Here is an 18,691-nt window from a genome sequence, read left to right on the forward strand (position 1 = left end):
GCGCTCGGCGACGGGATGTGCGCTCGGCGGGTGGGTGCCCCCAGCGGGGGCCGGGCCGGAACGGTAACCGGGCCGGAACCTGGGCGGGGTCAGGGTCGGGCGTCGCCGGAGATGGACTCGAAGCGGCCGGAGGAGCCGCGGATGGCGCCGGTCACGGTCTCGAAGAGCCAGTCGAGCGCGGCCGCGTGCTGGGTGGTCGAGCGGCGGTAGAGCGCCACATCCACCGGCGGCATCTCGAACGGGAGCGGGCGCACCACGAGCGGCCACGTGCGCGCCCACCCCTCGGCGATCGTGTCGGGCATCGTCGCGACGAGATCGCGGCTGCCGGCGAGGAGGGGCGGCAGCGCCGCGACGTGGTTGGCCGCGACCCGCGGCTCGATCGCGAGCCCGGCGCGACGCTGCGCCTGCGCGAGCACCGACGCCCCCGAGTCGCTCGCGACGACCACGTGCCCGGCGCGCGCATACGCCTCGAGGGTGAGTTCACCTTCGGCCAGCGGATGGGGCGCTCCCATCACGACGCCGTAGCGCTGCGACTTCAGCACGACCCGGCCGAACCCGCCCGGCACCGGCGCGGGGGTGACGGCGAGGTCGACCGTGCCGCGCCCGAGCCAGTCGGGCAGGGCGGCGACATCCATCGCCACGGCCTCGATGCGCATGGCGGGCGCATGGCGGCGGACGGCGCGCACGATCGCCGGGAGCCAGCCGATCTCGCCGAGCTCCGACAGGGCGATGCGGAACACGCGATCGGATGCGGCGGGGTCGAACCCGTGCACGCTGTCGAGTGTGCGGTCGACCGCGGTCACGGCCTCGCGGAATCCGGGCGCGATGCTGACGGCGAGCGGCGTCGGCTGCATCGCGCGGCCCACGCGCACGAAGAGGGGATCGTCGAGGTCCCGGCGCAGCCGGCCGAGCGCCTGGCTCACCGCCGGCTGGGTGACGAACAGGCGTGCGGCGGCCGCGGTGAGGCTGCGGGTCTCGTCGATCGCCACGAAGACGCGCAGCAGATTCAGGTCCACGCGCACCCCGGGCGGGGGCTAAGGCATCGTTGCCGTTCCATAAGCATCGATTATCGGGGAACGACACGTTCATTCGCCAGGGCTTCTACCGTGGACCGTGCGCCATCCGCGCATCCGGAACGAAGGAGTTCACGATGACCGAGTCCGCCGCTGATGCGATCGCCCGAGCCGGAGGTCCGCTGCCGTTGCTGCGCAACGCGCAGGCGCGGCCGACGATCTTCCCCGTGACGCCCGAGTTCAGCAACTGGCGATCCGAGCAGCGGTCGTGGCGCGAGAGCGTGGCGCTGCTCGACCAGTCCCACCACATGACCGACCTGTTCATCTCGGGCCCGGATGCGGCGCGGCTGCTCTCCGAGACCGGGGTCAACAGCTTCGCGACCTTCCCCGTCGACGCGGCCAAGCAGTTCGTGGCGGTGAACGACGAGGGCTACCTCATCGGCGATGCCATCCTGTTCCACCTGGAGGAGGACGTCTACGATCTCGTCGGCTGGTACATGGTGCTCGACTGGGTGCAGTTCATCGGCGAGACGGGCGACTACGACGTGACCTTCGAGCGCGACGCCAACACCCTCATGCGGGATGCGGGTGTGCCCCCGCGGCTCTACCGCTACGAGCTGCAGGGCCCGCACTCCCTCGCGCTCATGGAGAAGCTCACCGGGGCGTCGGTGCCGAAGACGAAGTTCTTCGGCATGGCGACGTTCGAGATCGACGGGGTGCGGGTGCGCTCCCTCCGGCACGGGATGGCGGGGCAACCCGGCTTCGAGCTGTTCGGGCCCTGGGAGGAGGGCGAGCGCATCCTCGCGGCGATCCTCGCGGCCGGCGCCGAGTTCGACCTGGTGCGCGTGGGCGCGAAGGCGTACTCGTCGGCCAACCTCGAGTCGGCGTGGGTGCCCTCGCCCCTCCCGGCGATCTTCACGGGTCGCCGCAGCGCCGAGTACCTGGCGTGGCTTCCCGCCGCCCGTCTCGGGTCGCTCGCCGGCAGCTTCGTCGCGGACGACATCGAGGACTACTACCTGACGCCCTACGACCTCGGCTACGGGCGCAGTGTCGCCTTCGATCACGAGTTCATCGGCCGCGCGGCGCTCGAGCGGCATGCGGCCGCGGAGCAGCGCACGAAGGTGACGCTCGTCTGGGATCCGGAGGATGTGGCGGCCGCGCAGCGTTCGCTGTACGAGGAGGGCGTGCCCGCGAAGTACATCGACTTCCCCAAGGCTCGATACGGGCTCTACCAGGTCGATCGCGTGAGCGTCGATGGCGTCGACGCGGGCATCTCGCACGACGTCGGCTACATCACCGGTGAGCAGGTGTTCGTCTCGCTGGCGAGCGTCGCGCCGGCCTTCGCCGAGCCCGGCACCCGCGTCGTCGTCACGTGGGGCGAAGAGCCCACCTCCGCCAAGCCCGCGGTCGAGCGGCATCGCCAGATCGACATCCGCGCCACGGTTGCGCCGGCGCCGTTCTCCCGGTTCGCCCGGGAGACCTACCGCACCGCCTGAGCGCGTCTCACTCGTCCGCGGGCACGGGGGCTGGCTCGTGCTCGCGGACGTCCAACGCGTGCCGTGCGCGATGGAGGAGACGCTCGAAGGTCGCGCGCTCGTCGTCGTCGAAGTCGGCGAACATGAGCTCCTCGACCTGCGCCACCTGCGGGTCGAGCCGGTCGAGCGTCTCGACGCCGGCCGGGGTGATCGCGAGGAGCATCCGCCGCCCGTGCAGGGGGTCGCGTTGGCGGTGCACGAGTCCGGCCTCCAGCAGCGGGTCCATCGTCGCCGCCATGGTCTGCGCGCGGACGAAGGAGCGGCGCGCCAGCTCGGAGCTGGTGATGCCCGGGCGGGTGCGCAGCACGGACAGCGCCGTGTACTGGGCGGCGGTCATGCCCGCCTGCGCGCACGCCGCGAAAAACCGCGGGCGTAGCGCCAGTTCGAGCTGTTTGACGCCGTAGACCGAGCGTCCGCGCTGGTGTTCCATGCATTCCTCCCCGCGGCGCTCACGCTAGCGCAGGTCGCCGGGCGGTGTTCGGGCGAACGGTTGACCTGGGCGGCATTCGTCTCTACAGTTTCAGGCAGCCTGTAATTGACGCCCGGGCGATGCCGCCCGGGCCGCACCGATGCGAAGGACCCCAGATGCCCGATTCGACCGCGCTCTCGCTGCGACTGGACGACCTCGCCTCGGCGGCGGGTCGCACGTTCGGCCCGTCCTCCTGGCGCGAGATCAGCCAGGACGACGTGAACCTGTTCGCTCGCGTGACGGGCGACCACAACCCCATCCACCTCGACGCCGAGGTCGCCGCCGCGACGCCGTTCGGCACGCGCATCGCGCACGGACTCCTCACGCTCAGCCTGGTCGTTCCGCTCATGGCCGAGGTCTTCGAGGTGACGGACGCGGGGATGGGGATCAACTACGGCCTCAACCGCGTGCGCTTCCCGGCGCCGGTGCCGGTGGGCTCCCGCATCCGGGTGTCGGGTGAGGTCTCCGCCGCCACCGAGGTCGCCGGGGGTGTGCAGATCGAGGTGCCGGTGACCTTCGAGGTCGAGGGCTCGCCCAAGCCCGCCTGCGTGGCGGAGCTCGTTCTGAGGTACTACCGGTGAGCGCCGTGCGCCTGGACGGTCGCGTCGCGATCGTCACCGGAGCGGGACGCAGCCTGGGCCGCGCGTACGCCCTCGCGCTCGCCGAGGCGGGGGCGGACGTCGTCGTCAACGACGTCGACGCCGACAGTGCGGCCGCGGTCGTCGAGGAGATCCGCACCGCGGGTGGCCGTGCGACGGCGGTCGTGGCCCCGGTCGGCTCGGCCGAAACGGCCGACGCCCTGGTCGCCGCGGCCCAGGAGACGTTCGGCCGCCTCGACATCCTCGTGGCGAACGCGGGCGTGCTGCGCGACCGGGTGCTGTGGAAGATGTCGGACGACGACTTCGACCTCGTCGTCGACACCCACCTGCGCGGATCGTTCACCTGCGGGCGGGCCGCCGCCGCGGCCATGCGCGAGCAGGGCGAGGGCGGGCGCATCCTGCTGATCGGCTCGCCCGCCGGGCAGTACGGCAGCTTCGGACAGACCAACTACGCCGCGGTCAAGGCCGGGCTGGTGGCGATGGCCCGCACGTGGTCGCTCGAGCTCGCGCGCGCCGGCATCACGGCCAACGCGGTGATCCCCACGGCGCTCAGCCCCATGACGGCCACGATCCCCGCCTACACCCAGGTGTACGAGGACTACCTCGCCGGCGCCGGCATCCCCGAGACCTACCGGCGGGAGCATGCGCTCGGCACGCCGGAGGACGTCGCTCCCCTCATCGTCTGGCTGGCATCGGCGGACGCGGCCGACGTCACCGGTCAGGCGATCGGCATCGGCGGCGACCGGCTCACGCTCTACGCGCACCCGAGCGCGCTCGCCACGCTCGACCACGACGGCGGATGGGATGCCGCCGGCATCGGAGACGCCTGGCGGGACCGGCTCTCCGCTCACGCCCAGCCCTCGGGACCCCCGTCGCTCGACTGACGGACACACACGGACAAGGACGTTCGCATGCACGGTCACTACACGGATGTCTGGCAGGCGGTCGCGCGCGCGTTGCCCGACCGCGCGGCGATCGTCGCGCCCGAGGGGGAGACGACCTACGCCGAGCTCGTGGCGCAGGCGGGTGCCCTCGCGGCGCACCTCGAGCGGCAGGGGCTGCGGCAGGGGGATGCGGTCGCGATCTTCTCGTACAACCGGCCCGAGTACCTCGTGGCGCTGTTCGCGTGCTTCGCCACCGGTCTCGCCCCCGTGCCGATGAACTTCCGCTACCGCGCCGTGGAGCTTCGCGACCTCATCGCGGCCTCGGACACCCGGGCGCTCATCTTCCCGACCTCGCTCTCGCGCGTCGTCGCCGACGCGGTGGGTGACGCATCCGCACCGGCGCTGATCGCGATCGACGACGCGGGCGAGGCCGCTCCCTCGGGAGCGGTGGCCTGGACCGACGCGATCGCCGGCACGGCCGAACTGCCCGCGTCGGCGCCGGAGGGCGGCGAACTGCGCCTGTTCACCGGTGGCACCACCGGGTTGCCGAAGGCCGTCGTCTGGGGGGCCTCCGACATCCTCGCGGTGCAGATGTACTCGATCTACGGCACGGCGGGGCTCCCCATGCCCGAGACGATGGCGGATGTGGTGGCGGTCGCCGCCGATCCGACCCGGCCGCTGACGGTGACGCTGCCCCTCGCGCCCTTCATGCACGGCACGGCGCTGTTCACCTCGATGAACACCCTCATCCTCGGCGGGACCGTGCTGGTCACGTCGTCGCCGCGGTTCGATCCCGAGGGCGCCGCGCGTCTGGCGGTGACCGGGGGAGCGACGAGGATCATCGTCGCGGGCGACGCGATCGCACTCCCGCTCGTCGAGGCCGTCGAAGGTCTCAGGCTCACGCCGTTCGGACGGGTGTCGTCGGTGATCAGTTCGGGGATGCGGTTCAGCCCGCAGGTCAAGCGTCGGCTCCACGCCGTCGGCGACATCACGATCACCGACCTCCTCGCCTCCACCGAGGGCGGTCCGTACGCCGTCAACGTCACCGCGAGCGCCGACGACCTGCCGGGGCAGCTGCGTCTCCTGCCCGGAGCGGTGGTGCTGGACGACGAGTTCCGCGACGTGTCGGGGGTCGAGGGCGGCCGCGGCATCCTCGCCTTCCGTGGCCCGCTGCCGCACGGGTACTACCGCGACGAGAAGAAGACGCGGGAGACATTCCCGGTCGTCGACGGCGTGCGCTACGTGATGCCGGGCGACTGGGCCATCGCCCGCGGCGACGGCACGGTCGAACTCCTCGGCCGGGGGAGCGCCGTCGTCAACACCGGCGGCGAGAAGGTGTATCCCGCCGAGGTGGAGGAGGCGCTGCTGTCGTTCCCGGGCATCACGGATGCCGTCGTCTTCGGCACCCCCGACCCCCGCTACGGGGAGGTGGTCACCGCCGTCGTCGTGACCGAGGGCGGCCTGGACGTCGACGTCGAGGGCCTCCGCACGCACCTGGACGCGCGGCTGGCCGGGTACAAGCGCCCGCGGAACCTCGTCGTGCAGGACACCCTGGAGCGGAGCCCGCACGGCAAGGTCGACCTGCCCCGGCTCAAGGCGGGGATCTCGGGTCAGCTCGACCCCTCGACCGCCCCGACCGGAACCCTGCGGGTGACGCGATGACCTACCGTCTGCGTGTCGACCCCGCGGCCGTCCGCGCGATCGACACGCACGTCCACATCCAGATCGACGACAGCGGGCGCACGGCGCTGCCGCCCGCGTTCATCGAGGCCATGGATCGCTACTTCGGGCAGAGCGATCCGGTGCGCACGGTCGACGAGACGGCGGAGTACTTCCGCGAACGACGGGTCGCCGCCGTCGTGTTCACGGTCGATGCGACGACGCACCTCGGCCACGCCCCGAATCGCATCGACGATCTGGTGGCCGGCGCCGAACGCAACGCCGACATCCTCATCCCGTTCGGATCGGTCGACCCCCTGCAGGGCGACGCCGCCGTCGACGAGGCGCGCCGGCAGGCCGGCGATCTCGGGGTGCGCGGATTCAAGTTCCACCCCACGGTGCAGGGGTTCGACCCGTCCGACCCCCGGTTCATCGCGCTGTTCGCGGCGATCGAGGAGCTCGGGCTCCCCATCGTCGTGCACACCGGCCAGACGGGCGTGGGAGCGGGTATGCCCGGCGGTGGGGGACTCCGGCTGGGACTGTCGAACCCGATGCTGCTCGACGAGGTGGCCGCGCGTCATCCCGATCTGCAGATCGTCATGGCGCACCCGAGCGTGCCCTGGCAGGACGAGGCGATCTCGATCGCGACGCACAAGATCAACACGTGGATCGACCTGTCGGGGTGGTCGCCCCGCTACTTCGGCCCGGCGCTGACGCGCGCGGCGCGCTCATACCTCTCGCACAAGATGCTGTTCGGTTCCGATTTCCCCGCCCTCACCCCCGACCGGTGGTTCGACGACTTCGCCGCGCTCGAGTTCCCCGAGGCGGCGGTCGACCGGATCATCAGGGGCAACGCGCTGCGTCTGCTCGGTCTGGAGACCACCTGACGACACGACGGCGGCCGTCCGCCGAGACGGACCGACCGGCCTCGGTCAGCCGCGCTCGGCGAGGATGCGCGCGGCCCACACCAGGGTCGCGCGCGTCATGTCGGCGGGGAGCCCGGTGGATTCGACGATCGCGAGCGCGTCGCGGACCTCGCGCTCACGACGCGCGGCGTGCTTGTGCGCGCCGTCCACGAGATGCCGGACGGCGGCCGTCTCGTCCTCGCCGGCGCCCGGCGCCGCCAGTTCGCCCGCGATCTGCCCGCGCAGCCAGTCCTCGGCGCCCAACGCGCGCGCCGTGTCGAGGCTCTCGATCACGAGGGCGCTGAGTCCCTTCATGAACACGCTCCGCAGGAGCTTGAGCTCGGCGGCATCCCCCACGACGCCGGCGTGGGCCTCGACGGGCGCGCCGTAGGCGGCGAAGACGCGCGCGAAGGCGGCAGCGTCGTCGCCCGTGACGAGCAGCGGCGTGCGCTCGGCGGCTCGGTGCACCGGAGCCAGCACCGCCACGTCGACGACCGAGCGCGCGTGCCGGCGGCCCTGGGTGGCGACCTCTGTCTTCACCGCGCGCGACGCCGTGTTCATGTCGGCGTAGATCGCGCCCGCATCGAGCAGCGGAAGAGCCGCATCCGCCGCCTCCACGGCGGCATGGGCGCCGACCAGGCTCAGCACGATCTCGGCTCCGGCGACGGTCGCGGCGACGTCGTCCTCCCGCCGCACGCCGTCGGCCGGCTCCGTGAACGGGTCGAATCCCCGCACGGTCGCACCGGCGGCGGTGAGCCCGCGGAAGTATCGGCCGCCGGCATCGCCGAGTCCCAGGATCGCCACGCGCGTCATGGCGTCCGACCATAGCCCACCCGCCGCATCCGCGGTCACCTGCCCGGTACGCGCGCGCGGCGGGCGAGCGTGGCGATGTAGTCCCACGAACGGGGCGAGATGCCCGCGTCGGGCCGCGGTCCGTGCACGGCGTCGTCGTCTCCGGCTCGTGCGTAGGCGTCGGCCAGGGCGCGCCCGACGCCCGCCGCCGCCACGCCGAGAACCTCGAGGGCCGCGCGAGCGGCGGTGCCGTCGTTGGGTACCACGGCCCCCAGTGCCGCGTAGACCGAGCCGTCGGGGCCGCGCACCGGCACGGCGACGCCGGTCGACTCCTCGTGGATGTGGCCGGCCGTCACCGCGAAGCCGTCCGCGCGCACGCGGCGAAGGGCATCGTGCAGCGACGCCGGCCTGGCCAGGGTGTGCGGCGTGTAGACGCGCAGCCCCGCGGCGATGACCTCGTCGACGGCGCCCTCGGGGGCGTGGGCGAGCAGCACGAGCCCGCCCGCGGAGGCGTGGAGCGGGATGCGGCCGCCGATGAGCGTCGCGTTCATCACCGCGCCGGGAGCCGACATCCGCTCGATGAACAGCACGTCCGTTCCCGAGCGCACGCCGAGCTGCACGTGCTGCCGGATGCGGGCGTGCGCGGCCGCGAGCCACGGGCGTGCGACTTCGCGCAGGCCCACGGCGCCCGGCGTGCGGGAGGCGAACTCCCACAGCCGGACGCCGAGCCGGTACGTGCGATCCGGGAGGCGTTCGAGCAGCCCCTCGGCCACGAGCTCGCCCACCAGGCGATGGGTCGTCGAGGGCGCCATGCCCGCGGCATCCGCGATCTCGGTGAGGGTGAGGAACGGGCGGAGCGCGTCGAAGGCATCGAGCACCCGCAGGTGCCGGTGCAGAGCCGACTCGCCATCCGACGACCGCGCCATCGCGACCTCCTCTGCCGCCGAGACTACCGACCGCGAGCGCGGGCCTCAGGCGCGATACACCGTGCGCGCCCACTCGTGGTACGGCGCCGGGGCCACGGTCGCGCGGATCGACACCTGTCGGTGCCGGGCGTCGACGGAGTCCTTGGCCGAGATCGGATCCTCGCCCCAGACGACCTCGACGACGGCGCCGTCCGGCACGTCGACGTCGATCGTCGCGAGCGACATGTACAGCTGGTCGAAGGCGATGTACCCGGCATCGGTCGAGATGCCGACACGGCGCCCGTCCTGACGCACCTCATCCATCTGGTACAGCCCATAGCGGGCCTTGGGGAAGTCGAGGAACTTCGCGGGCACGCCCGGCTCGAGCTGCGAGCGCACCACATCCGCCACGTCGTCGGCGTTCCACAGCAGCGTCGCCTTGCGGCGACGGGGCGCCGCGGCGTGCTGCTCGAGGGCGGCGCGTCCGATGAAGTCGTGGTCGAAGCGCACCGAGCGCCCGAGACCGATGTCGTACGGCGTGAGATAGAAGTCGCGGATGTCGTCGGAGACGAGCGATCCCGCGACCGAGCCGATGCGCGCGGCGGGCAGCCACTCGCGGTAGGCGGCCATGTCGTCGTCGAACACCGCGGGGAAGGGGGTCGGCACCCACCCCGATTCGAGCGGCGTGGCCGAGTAGGCCTTCGCGCCCACGCGGCGGATGTCGTGCGGGGCTCCCGCCTCGAGGATCGCGGCGAGAACCGCGTCGGCGTCCTCCCAGGGCCCGAAGAACTCGAACCCGGGCTGTCCGGCCATGCCGTGACGCAGCCCCTTGACCGCCCGGCCGCCGATCGTGAAATCGCCGATGTGGAAGAACTTGACCTCCGGCACGGGGCCGCCGAACAGGTCCTCCATCACCTCGACCGCGCGCGGGCCCTGCAGTTCGTACCGGTAGAACGTGGGAGGGCCCTGCCGCATGTGCGAGTTGGCCTCCAGGCGGGAGTGCACGTCGCGGCCCTCGGCCTGGGCGCGTTCCACGTGGTACCGCACCCAGTCGATGAGGATGTGGTGGCCGATCAGCACGAGGCCCTCGGGGGCGTCCTCGTTGTAGAACAGGATGCCGTCGCCGATGAGGTAGCCGGCCTCGTTGACGGCGATGAGCTGCTTCGCGACGCCCGGACGGAACGTCGCGAACGTGTTGGGCGAGATCGAGGCCAGCAGCGGCAGGAGATCGGCGCCGCCGAGGAACAGCTGGGTCATGTGGTGCGACTGGTCCATGAGGGCGACCGTCGTGTTCCACGAGCGCTGCTCGTCGCGCCAGTTGGTGAACTCGGGGGCCACCGGGAACGTGAACGCCGGCCAGTTCTGATTGCGCAGCAGCTGGAGGGGGTCACCGACCCGGGTGATGGCCTCGGCGAGGGATTCGGATGTCATCGTCGACTTTCCTTTCGTCGCTGCGAGCCTGCGCCCCGCGGCGGTTCGACGGGCGGCAATTTCGCATGAAGTGAATCCGTCGGGTTCGCGACCCGCGGTCGCGCCAGAGTGGCAGGAGGGGCTGCACGCAGATGTGAGCCAATATCGTTGACAATCTTCGGGCGACTCCGTACCGTCCCAAGAACGGGGCCCGTCCCCGGTCGTGCAACGAAGCACCGACGAGAAAGGCGGCCGATGGCGGCGCGACTCACTCTCCAGGATGTGAACCTCCGGTTCGGCGGCATCACGGTGCTCCACGATGTCGGTTTCGAGGTCGAGCCCGGACAGATCTTCGGTCTCGTCGGGCCCAACGGCGCCGGCAAGACGTCGCTGTTCAACTGCATCAGCGGCCACTACAAGCCCAGCTCCGGCTCCATCCGCATCGACGGCGACGAGGTGAGCGGCGCGGCTCCCGCGGGACTCGTGAAGCACGGACTCGCCCGCACGTTCCAGCACCCGGCACTGCAGCTGCACGCGAGCGTGCTCGAGAACGTGCTGCTCGGCGCGCACACCCGCCTGCCGGGCGGACCGCTCGAATGGTCGGTGCGGATGCCGCGCACCACGCGGTCCGAGCGGCAGCTGCGCGCGGAGGCGATGGCGCTGCTCGAGCGCAGCGGCCTGGGGTGGGCGGCGAGGCTCCCGGCCGAAGAACTCTCGCACGGCCTCCACAAGGGCATCGAACTGTGCCGGGCGATGCTGTCCGGCCCGAAGCTCCTGCTGCTGGACGAACCGGCGGCGGGTCTGCCCCACACCGAGGTGGAGCAGCTGATCGAGACCGTCCGCCGCATCCGCGACGACGACGTGACCGTCGTGATCGTCGAGCACCACATGGGGCTCATCGCCGCCCTCACCGACCGGGTCGTCGTGCTCGACCATGGGCGCAAGCTCATGGAGGGCACCGCCGCGCAGGCGCAGTCCGATCCGCGGGTCATCGAGGCCTACATCGGAAAGGACGCCGCCGATGACGCTGCTTGAGCTGGAGGACGTCACCGCGTTCTACGGGCCGGTGCAGGTGCTCGACGGCGTCTCGCTGTCGGTGCCCGAGGGCGGGGCGGTCGGCATCCTGGGCGCCAACGGCGCGGGCAAGACCACGACGCTCCGCGCCATCAGCGGCGCCGTGCGCACCGGCGGCAGCATCCGATTCGACGGCGCCGACATCCGCGGGCGCCGTCCGGAGCAGATCGCCGCGATCGGCATCGCCCACGTGCCCGAGGGGCGGGGAACGCTCGGCGGGCTCACCGTGCGCGAGAACCTCAAGGTCGGGGCGTACCTGCGGCGCGACCGGGCGGGGGTGCAGTCCGACATCGACTACTGCCTCGAGCTCTTCCCCAACCTGGCCGAACGCATCCGATCGCACGCCTCGGCGCTGTCGGGCGGCGAGCAGCAGATGCTCGCCGTCGCGCGGGCGTTCATGGCGCGGCCGCGCCTGCTGCTGCTGGATGAGGCTTCGCTCGGGCTCGCGCCCAGCACGGCCCGCAACGTCTACGACGCGGTCGCGCGGCTGCGTCGGGAGTCCGGCATCGCGATGCTCGTCGTCGAGCAGAACGCCAACCTGGCCTTCCGGATCGTCGACACGGCGACCGTCCTCGAGACCGGCCGCAACGTCCTGACCGGAACCTCGGCCGAGCTCAAGGGCATGGACGAGATCCGCCGCGCCTACCTGGGAGGGTGACCGATGGGGACCTTCATCCAACTCGTCGTCGACGGACTGTCGATCGGCTCGGTGTACGCGGCCCTCGCGCTCGCGATCGTGCTGGTCAACCAGGCGACGGGACTCATCAACTTCGCCCAGGGCGGCATGGCCGTGCTCTCGGCGTACATCGCCTGGTGGTTCACCGGCCTCGGGGTGCCGCTCATCCTGGCGATCCTGCTCGCGGTCCTCGTGTCGTTCGTCATGGGGGCGCTCATCGAGCGGTACGTCATGCGACGCTTCGAGCGGGGTGACCCCGACACCGCCGTCGTGGTGACCATCGGCCTGCTCACCCTCATCACCGGTATCTGCGGGTGGCTCTGGACGTACAACAACCAGCAGGTCGCCTCGCTCTTCCCCCTCGACACGGTGCAGATCCTCGGGGCGTCGGTCAGCATCCGCTCGATCGGCACGACGCTGGTCATCGTCGCCATCATGCTGCTGCTGCAGGCGCTCTTCATCGGCACCAAGCTGGGGCTCGCGCTCCGGGCCGTCGCGATCAACCCGCAGTCCGCCTCGTTCTCGGGGCTGCCGGTCGGCCGGCTGCTGATGACCGGATGGGGCCTCGCCGCGGCGCTCGGCGCCGTCGCCGGCGCGCTCGTCGCCCCGCAGCTCACGCTCACGCCGGGGATGATGGACAACGCCCTCGTCTACGCCCTGGCCGCCGTGATCCTGGGCGGGCTGTCGAGTCCGATCGGTGTCGTGATCGCCGCCTGGCTGATCGGGGTGCTCGAGAACCTGGCCGCCGTCTACGTGCCCTTCATCGGCTACGACCTCAAGGTGGTCGTGCCGTTCGCGCTCATCTTCGTGGTGCTCATCGTCAGACCCCAGGGCCTGTTCGGCCGGAAATCGGTGGTGCGCGTCTGATGTCCACGGCAACCGATCTCTTCTCGCGCCGCTGGGTGCGCATCCTCGCGGGCGTCGTCGTCGTGGCCGCCCTCGTGCTGGTCCCACTCGCCCTGCCCGAGTTCGCCAACCAGACCCTCGCGCGCATCGGCGTCTTCGCCGTCGCGGTGCTGGGACTCAACGTCGTCATGGGCTACACCGGCCAGGTGTCGCTCGGGCAGATCTTCTTCGTCGGGTTCGGTGCGTACATCACCGCCTACGGCGTGGAGAACGACTGGAACATCGCGCTGGTGCTGCTGGCGAGCATCATCCTGCCGGGCATCGTGGGACTGCTCATCGCGCTCGCCGCGGCGCGGCTGGGCGGCCTCGCCATCGCGATGGTCACCATCGCGCTGCCGATCGTCGGCGTGCCGCTGGCCAAGAGGTTCTCGGACGTCACCGGAGGCTCCCAGGGCATCTCGGCGCGCTTCACCTCGGCGCCCGAGTGGTCGGGCCTGTTCGACGATCAGTGGCAGCTCTATCTCGTCATCCTCATCGGCGGCATCGTCTTCCTCCTCACCCGCAACCTCGTGCACGGCAAGTACGGGCGCGCCTTCGCGATCGTCAAGGCGAACGAAGCGGTCGCCTCATCCATGGGCATCTCGCCCTACCGGTACAAGGTGCTGGCCTTCACGGTGGCCTCCCTCATCGGCGGCGTCAGCGGGTTCCTCTACATGGTGGTGGTGCAGTACACCTCGCCCGAGACCATGAGCTTCGGCCACTCCATCCAACTGCTCGCCGCCATGGTCATCGGCGGCGCCGGCAGCATCGTCGGTTCGTTGCTCGGCGGCGCGTACTACGTGCTCGCCCCGCAGCTGACGAACACCGTCGACCCCAACCTCACGGCAGTGCTGCAGGGCGCCCTGCTGCTGCTCGTGCTGTTCCTGCTGCCGGGCGGGCTCGCGTCCCTGCCCTCCCGGCTGCGCCGGCTGCGTCGCCGGCGCGACAGTCGTCCGGGCGGACGGGCCGACACGGCGTCGGCACGTCCCGTCGCGGATCGAACCCACACAGAGAGGCAAGATCAGGCATGAACATGAGCAAGAGAAGCGTCCTGGGCATCGTGGCCCTGGGCTCCGCGCTCGCGTTGACGCTGGCGGGCTGCGCCCGCGGCGGCGGGGGATCGGACTCCACCTCCGGCGGCTCCGAGACGAGCCCCGGCATCACCGACACCACGGTGTCGCTCGGCATCACCACCCCGCTCAGCGGCGCGACCGCGGGCCCCGGCACCTGCACCGTCGCCGGGATCACCGCCTACTTCGGCGCCAAGAACGCCGCCGGGGGCATCGAGTTCGGCGACGGGAAGACCCGCACGGTCGAGATCGAGGCGCTCGACGACGCCTACGACCCGCAGAAGGCGAAGGCCAACTACGACCAGCTCAAGGACAGCGTCTTCGCGATGACCTCGGGGCTCGGAACCCCCACCAACCGCGCCTACCTCGAAGCCGCGATCGCCGACGAGGTGCCCCAGGTGCTCGTCATGACGGGCGACCCGATCTTCAGCGAGACCGAGGAGAGCCCCTGGCAGCTCGGCTTCGTGCCGATCTACCAGAACGAGGGCCAGGCGTTCGGCGAGCTGCTGGCCGCGTCGCCCGAGGAGCACAAGGTGGCCGTGCTCTACCAGAACGACGACTACGGCGAGGGCTACCTCGAGGGCTTCAAGGAGGCGGTCGAGGGTGCCGACAACATCGAGATCGTCAAGGAGCTCACCTACGAGGCGACCGACACGACGGTCGACGCGCAGCTGACCGAGCTCGCCAACTCGGGCGCGGACGTCTTCTTCAACGCGATGTCGATCACCCCGCTCGTGATCTCGTCGCTGCAGAAGGCGCAGCAGCTGAACTGGACGCCCAGCTGGTTCCTCCCCTCGAACACGTCGAGCCCCACCGCGATCCTGCAGCCGGGCGGCGCCGAGGCGTTCCCCGGTGTCTACTCGGTGTCGTTCGCCAAGGCGCCCGCGAGCCCCGCGTTCGCCGACGACGAGGACGTGCAGACGTTCCTGTCCGAGCTCAAGGAATACGCCGACTACCAGGACATGCCCGCGTTCCCGCACTGCATGTGGAGCTACATGGTGGGAGCGACGCTCGAGCAGGCGTTCGCCGAGATGACCGAGCCCACGCGCGAGAACTTCATGGAGGCGCTGCGCTCGATCACCGACTACCAGGCGCCGCTCATGCTCGACGGCACCGCCGTCGACACGACGGTCGACGGGCAGCCCGCCGTCTCCTCGGTCGTGGTGCAGAAGTACAACGGGAAGGGCTACGACACGGTCGAGGACTTCGGCTGACCCTCCCCATCCGCTGATCCGGCGGCCCGACCTCGAGGTCGGGCCGCCGTCGCGTGCGGTGGAGGCTGCGCGGGGTGGGTGCGTCGGGTGGGTGCGTTGCGGCGGGGGATCAGGCGAGCAGCTGCGCGAGGTTCTCGAGGGCGGTCGTCCAGCCCTCGGTGTGCTCCTCCACCGTCGCGGCGTCGGGGAGCTCGCTCTCGACGACCGTCACCCGCGTGCCTGCCCCCTCGGCGGTGAAGGTCACCTCGGTGAGCAGGGTGAGCTCGTCGTCGCCCTCCAGCGTCCCCGTCCACGCCAGCCGGTGCGGTGGGTCGAAGACCGTGTAGGTGCCGTGCTCGCGGTACGCGTCGCCGTCCGGTGCCGGACCGAACGCGACCGTGTACGAGCCGCCCACCCCGGGTGTCACGTCCGCGGCTCCGACGACCCATCCGTCGACGGGGGCGTACCAGCGTCGGAGTTGTTCCGGTTCGACCCATGCGCGGAAGACCTCCGACGGTGGCTTCGCATAGGTGCGCGTGAGAGTGGTCGTGAGGACGTCGTCGGTCATGATGTCTCCTCTTCGTGCAGAACCCGATCGAGTGACCGGAGTCGGTGATCCCATGTGCGCTGGCGGTCGGTGATCCACGCCGCGGCGTCGTCGAGAGCCCCCGGGCGGACCGCGCACGCCCGGACCCGGCCGCGCTTGGTGGTCACGACCAGACCCGCGTCGACGAGCACCCCGACGTGCTTGAGCGCCGTGGGCAGCGCGATGCCGAACGGCTCGGCGAGGTGCGAGACCGAGACCGGTCCGCGCGACATGCGGTCGAGCATCGTGCGGCGCGTCGGATCCGCGAGCGCCGCAAGCACGCGGTCGAGCCGATCCGATTGATTAGCCATGTGGCTAAGTATTGCAGAGGGGCGGGATCGGCACCAGGGCGGTCAGTCGAGGGAACGGAGGACCGCGACGATGCCCGCGAGGTGGGTGCGGGTCGCGGCCTCGGCCGCATCCGGGTCGCGGGCGATCACGGCGTCGATGATCGCGATGTGCTCGGGGGCGGACTGCGCCGCGCGGCCGGGGTGGAACGCCAGGCGGAACTGGTGGCGGGCCGACTGCGCGCGCAGGCGCTCGAGCAGCTGGGATGCGGTGGCGTGGCCGCTGAGGTCGCGCAGGCGTCGATCGAGGTCCTGATTCAGGCGGGAGTAGGCGACGAGGTCGCCGCCGCCGATCGCGGAGGCGATGTCCTCGCGCAGGGCGCGGAGGGAGACGATGTCCTCGTCGTCGACGTTCTCGGCCGCCTTGCGGGCGCAGAGCGACTCGAGCCCCACGCGCACCTCGACGATCTCGACCGCCTCGTCGACGCTGATGGCGCGCACCCGCGCGCCGCGGTTGGGGAGGCGCTCCACCAGGCCCTCGCTCGACAGGGTCAGCAGCGCCGCACGGACGGCGGCGCGCGGCGCGTCGAAGCGGTCGCTGAGGTCGGCCTCGATGAGGCGCTGGTGGGGCGCGAACTCGCCTCCGAGGATCGCCTCGCGGATCTGCTGCGCGACGTCTCGCGGAATCGGCGGGCCGGCCGCATCCGTGTCCGAGGTGAGCGTCATCGTCATCGCCTTCCCCGAGCAGCGCGCACGCGCAGATCGTTGACACTATTGTGACCGATCTGCGCGTGCGGCGCGCCCCCTGTGCTCAGTCCGTGTCGGCGCCGAACGAGGTGATGACCACGCGATTGATCTTGGGGTCGCGCAGCGACGCGTATCCCTCGTCGATCTCGTCGAGGGAGATGGTCTTCGACACCAGCTCGTCGAGCTTGTACCGCCCCTGCAGGTAGAGCTCGGCGATCATCGGGATGTCGCGCTTCGGCGTCGTCGAACCCATGTACACGCCCTCGATCCGCTTGCGCCCGCCGAGGAGCTCGAACGAGCTTACGTCGAGGTGGTTGGCGGGGTCGAGCACGCCGATCAGGTACAGCCCGCCGCCCTGGGCGAGCATGTCGAAGCCCGAGCGGGTCACGCCGGGCGCGCCGACGAAGTCGAACACGAAGTCGGCGCCGGCTCCTCCGGTCAACTCCTTCACCGCGGCGACGGCGTCGACGGTCTTCGAGTTGACGGTGTGCGTGGCACCGAAGTGGCGGGCGTTGTCGAGCTTGTCGTCGGCCACGTCGACCGCGATGATCTTCGATGCGCCCGCGATCACCGCACCGCTGATGGCATTGGTGCCGACGCCGCCGGTGCCGATGATGGCGACCGTCTGGCCGGGACGGACATCGGCGGTGTTCATCACCGCGCCGGCTCCCGTGACCACGCCGCAGCCGAGGAGAGCGGCCTGCGGAAACGGAATCGCGTCGGGAACCTTGGCGACCTGGTTCTCGTGGATCAGGGCGTACTCGGCGAAGCCGCCCAGGCCCATGCCCTGGATGAGTTCGGCGCCGTCGCTGTCGAGGATGCGACCGCTGCGCACCGTCGCATCCGGATTCGCGCAGAGCACGACGTGACCGGTCAGGCACTGCGTGCACGCGCCGCAGTACTGCACGAGGCACCCGACGACGTGGTCGCCGACGGCGACATCGCGCACTTCATCGCCGATCGCGGTGACGATGCCCGACACTTCGTGCCCGAAGACCGCGGGCACGTCGTAGCCGAGGTTGGTGCGCGCGGCGATCTCATCGCTGTGGCACAGCCCCGACGCTTTCACCTCGACCAGCACCTCGCGGCCGACCGGGTCGGCCAGTGTGACCTCTTCGGTGTGGAAACCGGCGCCGAACTCGCGCACGACTGCTGCCTTCATCGATGAACTCCTCTGTTCTCGGGTGGCGGGCCGGTGCGCGGGACGGGTTCCGCGCGGCCGCCGATGTGGCGTATGGCCCTGTCGCTCGATGCTACGCGCGTTGTAGACAGTCGTCTATCTAGGAGGAGGGCACAATGTCCTCATGGCCGAGTGGGAGCAGGAAGCGCGTCGTCGTGAACTTGCGATCACCGCAGACCCGAGGGCGGTGCGCACGCGAACGCGCCTCGTCGATGCGCTCGATGAGCTGCTCGAGTCGGGAGAGACCGTGTCGGTCGCCGCGGTCTGCGCGAAGGCCGGTGTGGGACGCAGCACTTTCTACACGCACTTCGCCGCGATCAGCGACATCGTCGTCTATGTCGTCGACGAGATCTTCGACGACATCAGCCGGCGCGACGTGCGGCGTCGCACGGTTCCGGCCGCCGATCGCCGCACCATCACCGAGCTCGGGGTGCGCGAGTTGCTCCGGGCGATCGATGCTCGGCAGAGGTTCTTCGTCTACGCGGTGTCGGCCGCAGCGACCGACCGCATCCGGGAGCGCGTCGCGCAGGACATGACCTCGGGTGTGCGCGCCAGCATCCTCGCCGAGCGGCCCGACGCGAGCGATCACTTCGTGCAGACCGCGAGCGACTACATCGCCGGCGGGCTGCTCGGCATCCTCGTCGGGTGGATGACGCGGCCCGACCTGCGCGACGAGGATGCGGTCGCCGCCGCCATCGTCGAGCTCCTGCCCCGCTGGCTCACCGCATCCTGACCCGCGAGACAGCAGTTCGGCGCCGAGACCGTGGGTTAAACCCGCTGTCTCGGCGCGAAAGTGCTGTCTCGCGGGTCCAGGCCGTGGCG

Annotated in this window: 20 protein-coding genes; 11 read left to right on the forward strand and 9 right to left on the reverse strand. The window is 71.1% G+C overall.

Features of this window, described 5'->3' with window-relative positions; genetic code table 11:
- Positions 1–89: 89 nt before the first annotated feature.
- A complete protein-coding gene (locus AB0N73_RS15680; protein WP_363565169.1) occupies positions 90–1,016 on the reverse strand; it encodes a LysR family transcriptional regulator in 927 nt (308 codons plus the stop codon).
- Positions 1,017–1,150: 134 nt separating this feature from the next.
- Between AB0N73_RS15680 and AB0N73_RS15685 the strand changes: the two genes are divergently transcribed.
- Positions 1,151–2,509, forward strand: coding sequence for an aminomethyl transferase family protein (locus tag AB0N73_RS15685; RefSeq protein WP_363565171.1), 1,359 nt, complete (start codon positions 1,151–1,153; stop codon positions 2,507–2,509).
- A gap of 7 nt (positions 2,510–2,516) precedes the next feature.
- Here the strand turns inward: AB0N73_RS15685 and AB0N73_RS15690 are convergent, their stop codons facing one another.
- Positions 2,517–2,978: a MarR family transcriptional regulator gene (locus AB0N73_RS15690; RefSeq protein WP_363565173.1), complete on the reverse strand. Its 462-nt coding sequence runs from the start codon at positions 2,976–2,978 to the stop codon at positions 2,517–2,519.
- 155 nt (positions 2,979–3,133) lie between these two features.
- Between AB0N73_RS15690 and AB0N73_RS15695 the strand changes: the two genes are divergently transcribed.
- From AB0N73_RS15695 to AB0N73_RS15710, 4 genes are read left to right on the forward strand one after another with little or no spacing between them, the layout of a single operon-like run.
- Entirely contained in the window at positions 3,134–3,598 is a 465-nt protein-coding gene (locus AB0N73_RS15695) for a MaoC family dehydratase (protein WP_363565175.1), read from the forward strand.
- Entirely contained in the window at positions 3,595–4,500 is a 906-nt protein-coding gene (locus AB0N73_RS15700; RefSeq protein WP_363565177.1) for an SDR family NAD(P)-dependent oxidoreductase, read from the forward strand. Before AB0N73_RS15695 ends, AB0N73_RS15700 begins: the two co-directional genes overlap by 4 nt.
- A 27-nt stretch (positions 4,501–4,527) precedes the next feature.
- Positions 4,528–6,162, forward strand: a complete 1,635-nt coding sequence (locus tag AB0N73_RS15705; RefSeq protein WP_363565179.1) for an AMP-binding protein — start codon at positions 4,528–4,530, stop codon at positions 6,160–6,162.
- Entirely contained in the window at positions 6,159–7,046 is an 888-nt protein-coding gene (locus AB0N73_RS15710) for an amidohydrolase family protein (RefSeq protein ID WP_363565181.1), read from the forward strand. The genes AB0N73_RS15705 and AB0N73_RS15710 overlap by 4 nt, the downstream gene beginning before the upstream one ends.
- A 45-nt stretch (positions 7,047–7,091) precedes the next feature.
- Here the strand turns inward: AB0N73_RS15710 and AB0N73_RS15715 are convergent, their stop codons facing one another.
- From AB0N73_RS15715 to AB0N73_RS15725, 3 genes are read right to left on the reverse strand one after another with little or no spacing between them, the layout of a single operon-like run.
- Positions 7,092–7,877, reverse strand: a complete 786-nt coding sequence (locus AB0N73_RS15715; protein ID WP_363565183.1) for an NAD(P)-binding domain-containing protein — start codon at positions 7,875–7,877, stop codon at positions 7,092–7,094.
- 35 nt (positions 7,878–7,912) lie between these two features.
- Entirely contained in the window at positions 7,913–8,782 is an 870-nt protein-coding gene (locus AB0N73_RS15720) for an IclR family transcriptional regulator (protein ID WP_363565185.1), read from the reverse strand.
- 45 nt (positions 8,783–8,827) lie between these two features.
- Positions 8,828–10,192, reverse strand: coding sequence for an aminomethyl transferase family protein (locus tag AB0N73_RS15725; RefSeq protein WP_363565187.1), 1,365 nt, complete (start codon positions 10,190–10,192; stop codon positions 8,828–8,830).
- 234 nt (positions 10,193–10,426) lie between these two features.
- On the opposite strand from AB0N73_RS15725, the gene AB0N73_RS15730 reads away from it, so the two are divergent.
- Genes AB0N73_RS15730 through AB0N73_RS15750 form a run of 5 tightly spaced genes read left to right on the forward strand, consistent with a single transcriptional unit; the run spans position 10,427 to position 15,090 of the window.
- Positions 10,427–11,206 (forward strand): ABC transporter ATP-binding protein, encoded by a 780-nt coding sequence (locus tag AB0N73_RS15730; protein ID WP_363565189.1) that lies wholly within the window; start codon positions 10,427–10,429, stop codon positions 11,204–11,206.
- On the forward strand, positions 11,193–11,903 hold the full coding sequence (locus AB0N73_RS15735) for an ABC transporter ATP-binding protein (RefSeq protein ID WP_363565191.1): 711 nt from the start codon (positions 11,193–11,195) through the stop codon (positions 11,901–11,903). The genes AB0N73_RS15730 and AB0N73_RS15735 overlap by 14 nt, the downstream gene beginning before the upstream one ends.
- A gap of 3 nt (positions 11,904–11,906) precedes the next feature.
- Positions 11,907–12,788, forward strand: coding sequence for a branched-chain amino acid ABC transporter permease (locus AB0N73_RS15740; RefSeq protein WP_363565193.1), 882 nt, complete (start codon positions 11,907–11,909; stop codon positions 12,786–12,788).
- A complete protein-coding gene (locus AB0N73_RS15745; RefSeq protein ID WP_363565195.1) occupies positions 12,788–13,837 on the forward strand; it encodes a branched-chain amino acid ABC transporter permease in 1,050 nt (349 codons plus the stop codon). Before AB0N73_RS15740 ends, AB0N73_RS15745 begins: the two co-directional genes overlap by 1 nt.
- A 2-nt stretch (positions 13,838–13,839) precedes the next feature.
- On the forward strand, positions 13,840–15,090 hold the full coding sequence (locus AB0N73_RS15750) for an ABC transporter substrate-binding protein (RefSeq protein ID WP_363565197.1): 1,251 nt from the start codon (positions 13,840–13,842) through the stop codon (positions 15,088–15,090).
- 109 nt (positions 15,091–15,199) lie between these two features.
- Here AB0N73_RS15750 and AB0N73_RS15755 read toward each other — a convergent pair whose 3' ends face one another.
- The 4 genes from AB0N73_RS15755 to AB0N73_RS15770 all read right to left on the reverse strand — a co-directional run bounded on the left by AB0N73_RS15755 (position 15,200) and on the right by AB0N73_RS15770 (position 17,851).
- Entirely contained in the window at positions 15,200–15,637 is a 438-nt protein-coding gene (locus tag AB0N73_RS15755) for an SRPBCC domain-containing protein (protein ID WP_363565199.1), read from the reverse strand.
- The gene (locus tag AB0N73_RS15760; protein ID WP_363565201.1) at positions 15,634–15,966 is read right to left on the reverse strand and encodes a metalloregulator ArsR/SmtB family transcription factor; all 333 of its coding nucleotides are present in this window, start codon (positions 15,964–15,966) and stop codon (positions 15,634–15,636) included. The genes AB0N73_RS15755 and AB0N73_RS15760 overlap by 4 nt, the downstream gene beginning before the upstream one ends.
- Before the next feature lie 42 nt (positions 15,967–16,008).
- Entirely contained in the window at positions 16,009–16,668 is a 660-nt protein-coding gene (locus AB0N73_RS15765; RefSeq protein WP_363565203.1) for a GntR family transcriptional regulator, read from the reverse strand.
- An 85-nt stretch (positions 16,669–16,753) separates the two neighbouring features.
- Positions 16,754–17,851, reverse strand: coding sequence for a Zn-dependent alcohol dehydrogenase (locus AB0N73_RS15770; protein WP_363565205.1), 1,098 nt, complete (start codon positions 17,849–17,851; stop codon positions 16,754–16,756).
- A gap of 142 nt (positions 17,852–17,993) precedes the next feature.
- On the opposite strand from AB0N73_RS15770, the gene AB0N73_RS15775 reads away from it, so the two are divergent.
- Positions 17,994–18,602 carry a hypothetical protein gene (locus AB0N73_RS15775; protein WP_363565207.1) on the forward strand — a complete coding sequence of 203 codons (609 nt, stop codon included), beginning with the start codon at positions 17,994–17,996 and terminating at the stop codon, positions 18,600–18,602.
- Positions 18,603–18,691 lie beyond the last annotated feature (89 nt).

Source organism: Microbacterium sp. NPDC089189, from assembly GCF_040685095.1.
Taxonomy (GTDB): domain Bacteria; phylum Actinomycetota; class Actinomycetes; order Actinomycetales; family Microbacteriaceae; genus Microbacterium.